This window comes from Acidisoma sp. S159 (assembly GCF_009766125.1).
GTDB lineage: Bacteria > Pseudomonadota > Alphaproteobacteria > Acetobacterales > Acetobacteraceae > Acidisoma.
The window spans coordinates 12,240-18,773 of record NZ_LMUG01000063.1 but is presented as its reverse complement, the minus strand read 5'-3'; the positions used below and the strand labels follow the sequence as shown (position 1 = coordinate 18,773).

Below are 6,534 nucleotides of genomic sequence, written 5' to 3'. Positions count from 1 at the left end.
CGATCGCGCCTTGAGAGAAACCAGGATCAGCGCCACGGGGCCGCGGCGGCGCAAAGCCTCGACGGCAATCCGGCGCAGTGTTCCGATCCGCACCTTCTCTGACTGGGATAACCCGGCGCTGGGTTTTGTCGAGGCTGATTTGGTATCCCACTCTGGCCCGTTCGCCAAAGGGGCCTTTACGCAGACGCTGGTGCTGACCGATATTGCCTCGGGTTGGACGGAGTGCGCGCCATTGCTGGTGCGCGAGCAAACGGTTTTGACGACCGCGCTGACCGAGCTGCAAAACTGTTGCCGTTCCCTCTCCTGGGCTTCGACACGGACAACGACAGTGTGTTTATGAACGAGACCGTTAGAAACTACTGCCTTCGCGACGGAATAGAGCTCACGCGCTGCCGACCATATCGGAAAAATGATCAGGCCTTTGTCGAGCAAAAGAATGGCGCCATCGTTCGGGGTGTGGCCGGATCCTCACATTAGGACTCCTCATCAGGCTTAGTTCGTGCTTTGTTCTCCTCACCGGATGGGAGGACGCCGTGCAAGAGACAGACCTGTGCCTGACCATGAGCGCTGCCATCAGGGCTCAGGGCAGAGCATCCGCTCATCCGGACGACATTCGCGCGTCATTGGTGGCGGCTGACGGTATCATCGCTTACCTGCGCGGCGCTGAGCTGGTAATCGCGCGGCAGCCTCGTCTGTCTGCTGAAGTCTCTATCGTTGAGGTGGTGACGACGGTGTAGTGCCGCTCACAACACCTTTCTGGGCGCTAAAAAAAATCTGACTATTCGTTGCGTAATCAGATTTGGCCACTACAATAAAGCGGCCATCAATGAGCGTCTATGCAAATAGTCGCCGGAGCAATATCAAACGGTCTCAAACGCGCTTCAGGCCGAGCTGGCACGCTACTCTGTTTTCAATCCATCCGATTTGTGGACGGCGGGAAGCCGTGCGTCGTTTCTTGCGGACGTGAAGGCGCCGTCTCGGTCCGGCTCGACCAAATGGTGCGGCCTGTTCAAGAGATAGCGCATAACGCGGCGATCCGCTTCGTGGCGCGTGTGGACGTTATGATGTTATGAGCAGCCGCCCCGGCTACAGCAAGATAATTTACCCGTCACGTGACCAACTGGAGGTGCTTGAGCAATGCCTGAAAACGAGTGAGCTGTCTCAGGTATTGCTCCACTACGAGAGTGATGAGCTCGCCGCCGTTTCCTACCGCCGCAACCACCAATTCACTGGGCATGCTCGGTTGAAGGAAATGCTGGAAGCAGCGGCGACGGCAGCCATCCATCGACAGGCAGCAGACGCTTATCAGACCGCGTCGGAGCCGGTGCCCGATTATTCGGAGCATGAGGAGGACATGCCACGGGATGAACTATCCGTGGCTGAGGCGATGGCTGATGTCGACAAAAGGTTTGCTGATGCTATGGCTAGCCTCAGCCGCGATAGCCGGCTTGAACAAGTCCTATTTCACAGACGCTGCCGGAAATGGCAAAAATCTGAGGCCAAACCTTTCAATTGGCCGGCATCAGGTCTCAACGCCTGTGTTTAGGGAAGAAATTACAACGCGACGAACGCAAGTTGCCACAGGGACAAATCTTACCAGGCGCGATCGTGAGATGTTGACGCGATGCGTCCGACTAACGGGATCGCGATTGACAAGGCGATAGACACGCTATCTGTGTCGTGCGGCAATGACCGTTCGGTCAACTCTCGAGCCTACAAGCTTCAGATCTATGCTACTGCGTCGCTCAGGCTTGGAGCAGCGCGTCGCAGTTAGCATCCAATTACTCCGGCCTACGGTCACGCCGGAAAGCGAGGTGCATGTGGTGTAGAATTACGCTGTGGTCGCGATTAACTTTCGTCCATATCTCTTTGCGTGAGCCACTATCTGGCGCGTCAGAGTGAGGCGGCGATGGTTTCAAAGCGCGCGGACCTTGCGCGTGAGCTGCAAGAGGAGGCAATGCAGGTGCGATGGAGAGGGACGGCGGGAGCGGCTAGAAGAAAGACTACATCGAGATAGCTGGCAGACATTTGAGCTCAGCTTGGGAATTGCCTCGTTGAGAAGGGATATCGGTATTGACAACATCGCGCGGGTAGTGGGATTCCGCCCTCATGTTCTTCCAGACCAAAAATCCAACGACCTTTCGGGATTGACTCGGGCGCAAAACCTTACGTTCCTGAGAAGAGGGGGCCACTCATTTGGATTTGGCATGAGCAAGCTGAACGATCAGACTGCCGCGGGGTTCACGGCCGGCGAGCGAGAGTATGTCCGGCGAGAGCTCGATATGTTCTTCTCGACATATCCGACGGTCGCCGAGGGCTTTATGCTCAAAACCTGGCGGGGCGGACCTGAGAGCGGAAAGCCTAAGCTCTCGCCCATCGCCAACGGCCTGATTGAGCGGGGGCTGATGCGGCTTGATACCGCATCACGTCCCCCTCGGTTATTCTTCACGACAAAAGGGTTGGCCGAGCTGCGGGCAATGATGACGGACCGCCGCTTCGCCGATCCGAAGAAGTTTCAGCACATCCGGCAGGAACTTGGCATCGACCCCGTTCCAGAATCCTAGGACGATTGTAGCGTCAGCGACGTAGTTACCCCGCTTGTCACTGCAGGAAACGCGGAGGCCGGCGCTGCGCCGACGCGCGCCGATCTATTTTGTCCGAAAGACAATAGTGACGCCTAGACATCCCGAGCAATTTGACTTGCCGGACGACGCCTCGGCCATTGTCGGATGTTGGCGGGACCTCAGCTCCGATGACGTCCCCAGCGGCGCGAGATTCGGGCGCGCGTGAAAGCAGAAGTCAGAGCGGCGCACCGTCCTCTTTCGCGCCCCTGGCGACCACGACCAGCGCGTCATCCGCGAGCGGCCGCTGGAGCCTCAGTGCCTGCAGGGCAGGCGCCGTCATCCAGATGTCGATCTCTTCCTGCGTCGTCAGGATCACCGGCATGGCCTTGGGGTGAAACGCGCCAACGACCGCGTTCGGCTCCGTCGTGAGGAAGCCGAAGATGTCGTTGGTCGTCTCGCCCTCTTTGACCTTCCTCACCGAGGTCCAGCGCGTCCAAATGCCGGCGAAGCACGCCAACGGCCGGCTCTCGTTGAAGGCGAACCAGATCGGCGGGCGCGAGCCGTCCGGCATCACCTCATTTTCCGAGAAGCTCGTGAAGGGCACAACGCAGCGGCTCTCGACGCCGAGCCAGCGCCGCCAGTGAGAAGAGGCCGTGTTGCGGATGTTCGTCACGCCCGGGTCCGACTTCCTCGGCTGGCCCTTACTGTCGACGAGGAATTGGCGCGGTGTCGGCATGCCCCAGCGCGCCATAGTGAGTTCGCGGCCGTCTGGCTGGTTGCGGACGATCGGCGCGGGATAATCAGGAAAGATGCCAGGCAACGGCGGCATGTTGCCGGTGCGATCGTTCATCGCGCGGATGAAGTCGCGGATCGCCTGCTGACCCTTGGTCACGCTATAAAGATTGCACATGCGAACTAATGTGTATCAGGTTTGACGGAGTAGACCCAAAGCCTCGTCGTTATCCAAACGGAAAGTGCGACCAGGCGCTGGCGGTGTTCGATACGGCAGCCTAGCAGCCTGTCGGATTGGGCTTCCTGGACTGCAGGGTTAGTTTGCGATCGGACGGCTCATGCCGCCTGCAGACGAACAATTCGACGGCAGTTGTAAGCAAGAGCGATCAGGCTCCACTCCGTAGCTGCGTTGAGCAGGCCACGTAGCCTAAATCGCTTAAATCCCATGGCGCTTTTGATGATGCCAAAGACCGGCTCGACAGTCTGTTTGCGCTTTTTGTATTGGGTCTTGGCATCTTGGCTCTCTAGTTTGGCCTTCATCGCAAGACGCCAGGGTTCAATAATCCGCTGCGGGACCTTAGGTTCAGGCGGCGGCCGGAAGTCGTAGGGGCGGTGCGGCTGGGTTTGTCTGATTGCCACCAGCGGCTCGACACCGCGTGCCTGCAATGCCCTCACGGCCGGCCCGCTGGCGTAGCCGGTGTCGGCTAAAACGGTTTTCGGTAAGCCGATGGTGGTCTGCATTCCTAAAACAGTTGCGGCAAAGCTCGGGGCATCGGCTGTCGTTGCGACCAATGCCGTCGCCAGGACAAGTTGTGTGCCGTCGGCGCACACCACGGCCTGCGCATTGTAAGCTTGACGGTATTCATGCGCGTCGGAGCGGCGCATCAGAGCGCTATCTGGATCGGTCAGATTGGTTTGCCGGTCTGCCAGGGGATCTTCGTCGGGTGGTTTGGGCGCTCGGCCGCGTCGGCCCTTCTTGGCATCATAGACCGCTTTCTTCGTCTCATAGGCCGGTCGCGCGGCGTCCGCCGCGGCCTTTGCTTCGGCTTCTAGGCGGGCACAGGCAGAATCCAGCTTGGCCTTGAGCGTTTCGCGCCGTGCCAACTCCTCTGGCAGTGCCTGCGGATCGCAGCCCTCGGCGTCGTCCACTTCGGCCTGCGTCATCAGCCCTGCGATGTCGGTCGCGAGCTTTGCCCGCAGCGCCTTGATCCGGTCGTAGCGCACCGAGCGTATCTTTGACGCGTCAGCATCGATCTTGGTGCCATCGATCGACACAGTGCCGAGCCGCAGCAGCCCAGCCTCTCGCGCCAGCAGCAGAACTTGCAAGAACGCCGCCTCGACGGCCGCCTTGTTCAATCGCCGGAACACCGCGATGGTATCGTGGTCGGGATGTAAACTGGCCGCAATAAAACGCAACCCGATGTCACGATACGTCGCCCGCTCGATCCGACGAGACGGAGAAAATACCGTGTAGACCAGAAGAGCTAACATTAGCCGTGGATGGTATCGCGGCTTGCCTCCGGCCCGAGCAGGGACTTCGAATGCCCCGACCGGCACCCGCTCAACCGCCACAACCACAAAATGCGCTAGGTCGTCCTCTGGCAGCCACGCCTTCATGTCAGGCGGCAGAAGAAACGCTTGGTCGCGATCGGTTGCGATGAAATTAGCCATGAACCAATTCCACCCAGGATCAAAAAACTTGGGTACCCCAATCCGACAGGCTGCTAGCGGCAATTGCCACACTCTTGGTGGGCGGCGAGCTTGGACGTCAGCCTTTACCGAACAGCGGTCCCACCCTTCGCTTGCCAGCCCGGAGAACGTGTTTCTTAGGGCCGACGCGCCCACGCGCAGGTTTGGGGCTTGGTAACAACCTGGGCCTTCGCCGCCGCCACTTCCTCCTTCAAGCGTTGAGCCAACGTGTCAGGATCTCCAATATCCCCGTGCTCGATCCCGAGGCGCTCGATGTGTGGGAGCATGATACGATAAGTCTCAGCAGCCCAAGGCATTATCGGCGAATTTGCAACACCCGCAATCGACTCCCAGATGAGTTCGGGGCCGGGCAGACCCGCATCCTCGAAACATCCGACGAGTCGCTCTCCGATATCGTGATGCGGCAATAGTCTGGCAAACGCAGATCCGAGGCAGGCGCTGACGCGGTCAAACAGTGCGACTGGAGGGAGTGACCGCACATCGACGCGAAGTGCGATTTCATGAAACGCAACGATTCCTCCGTGTTTCGCGGCTTCGGCGGCACGTCGCACCATCGCGGTCGGGTCCGGCTGGTGCATTAAAACGTAGCGGCCGACGACGGCATCAAACGGTGGGTGACTTGGAAGAGCGTCGTCCGTCGTCACGACGAAGTCGATGTTCTCGAAACCGGCTAATCGCGCCCTGCGGCGTGCAAGCGCGACCGGGTGCTCTTCGCGATCGAACGCGACGACGCTTCCATTATCCCCTACGGCCTCGGCCAAAAGCATAGACATGTCACCAGGGCCACAGCCGATTTCGAGGACACGCATGCCAGGGCCGATCCCGCATTCTCGAAGGAGCCGTCGGCTGACCTTCTCAATCAATCTCGCCTGGATCTGCAATCGCTCTAATTCTGGATTCTCGTGACCGAGGATATAGTTTGCCGTGGTGCTCATGTCGGCCCCTCCGGATGGACGCAGAGCAACCTACCAAACGTGGTCTCAGTCAAGGGCAATTTGAAGATTCTCGCCTGGGAAATGTCGAATGAGGGTTGGCTTTGTAAGGCGGGCGCCACATCCTACGAAGCCGTCATCGGGGCACCACTAGCATCATAAACTTCCGCACTTTGTTCGTCAGCGACGTGGTCTCGCCGTTTCAGCCTTCAGCTTGCCTGTGCTGGCCATAGAAATTTCGCGTCTGCAAAAGAACTCGAGATGTGAAGAGACGCACATCTTTCTGTCTACACTGCACGCCGTCGCTAAATTAAATATGGACACGTCTAGAAGAGACATCTGCGTCGCGTGAATGAGACGGTAAAAATCTTTTCATTGTCTTGGACTGCGCCCGACCTCTATCTAAATGCTCAGTGCCGCGCTCCCGGGCGTTCGCGTCCCAACCTTTCTGCAAACTCATGATGTCGAAAAAATCCCCGCGCGGTACGCATAGAGGATATCGACCTTTCGAAGCGCCTGGAGTGGTTTTTGATATAGCTAGGTGAGGCTGCTCAACTTGGATGATAATAGCCAGCCCGCCCCTTTCATTGGAAGGC

At 58.7% G+C, this 6,534-nt stretch carries 6 protein-coding genes and 1 pseudogene; 4 read left to right on the top strand and 3 right to left on the bottom strand.

What is annotated here, in order from left to right; translation table 11 throughout:
- From GSQ92_RS29865 to GSQ92_RS22070, 4 genes and pseudogenes are all read left to right on the top strand, one after another.
- A pseudogene (locus tag GSQ92_RS29865) lies at positions 1–465 on the top strand (ISNCY family transposase); the annotation flags it as partial.
- Positions 466–533: 68 nt separating this feature from the next.
- Positions 534–737 carry a hypothetical protein gene (locus tag GSQ92_RS22080; protein WP_159013984.1) on the top strand — a complete coding sequence of 68 codons (204 nt, stop codon included), beginning with the start codon at positions 534–536 and terminating at the stop codon, positions 735–737.
- A 332-nt stretch (positions 738–1,069) separates the two neighbouring features.
- Positions 1,070–1,546 (top strand): hypothetical protein, encoded by a 477-nt coding sequence (locus tag GSQ92_RS22075; protein WP_159013983.1) that lies wholly within the window; start codon positions 1,070–1,072, stop codon positions 1,544–1,546.
- A gap of 661 nt (positions 1,547–2,207) precedes the next feature.
- Positions 2,208–2,564 carry a hypothetical protein gene (locus tag GSQ92_RS22070; protein ID WP_216856900.1) on the top strand — a complete coding sequence of 119 codons (357 nt, stop codon included), beginning with the start codon at positions 2,208–2,210 and terminating at the stop codon, positions 2,562–2,564.
- Positions 2,565–2,799: 235 nt separating this feature from the next.
- Here the strand turns inward: GSQ92_RS22070 and GSQ92_RS22065 are convergent, their stop codons facing one another.
- The 3 genes from GSQ92_RS22065 to GSQ92_RS22055 all read right to left on the bottom strand — a co-directional run bounded on the left by GSQ92_RS22065 (position 2,800) and on the right by GSQ92_RS22055 (position 5,941).
- Positions 2,800–3,474 carry an SOS response-associated peptidase gene (locus GSQ92_RS22065; protein ID WP_159013981.1) on the bottom strand — a complete coding sequence of 225 codons (675 nt, stop codon included), beginning with the start codon at positions 3,472–3,474 and terminating at the stop codon, positions 2,800–2,802.
- 158 nt (positions 3,475–3,632) lie between these two features.
- Complete coding sequence (locus GSQ92_RS22060; protein ID WP_159013980.1) at positions 3,633–4,967, bottom strand: transposase; 1,335 nt, start codon at positions 4,965–4,967, stop codon at positions 3,633–3,635.
- 155 nt (positions 4,968–5,122) lie between these two features.
- Entirely contained in the window at positions 5,123–5,941 is an 819-nt protein-coding gene (locus tag GSQ92_RS22055) for a class I SAM-dependent methyltransferase (RefSeq protein ID WP_159013979.1), read from the bottom strand.
- Between the last annotated feature and the right edge of the window lie 593 nt (positions 5,942–6,534).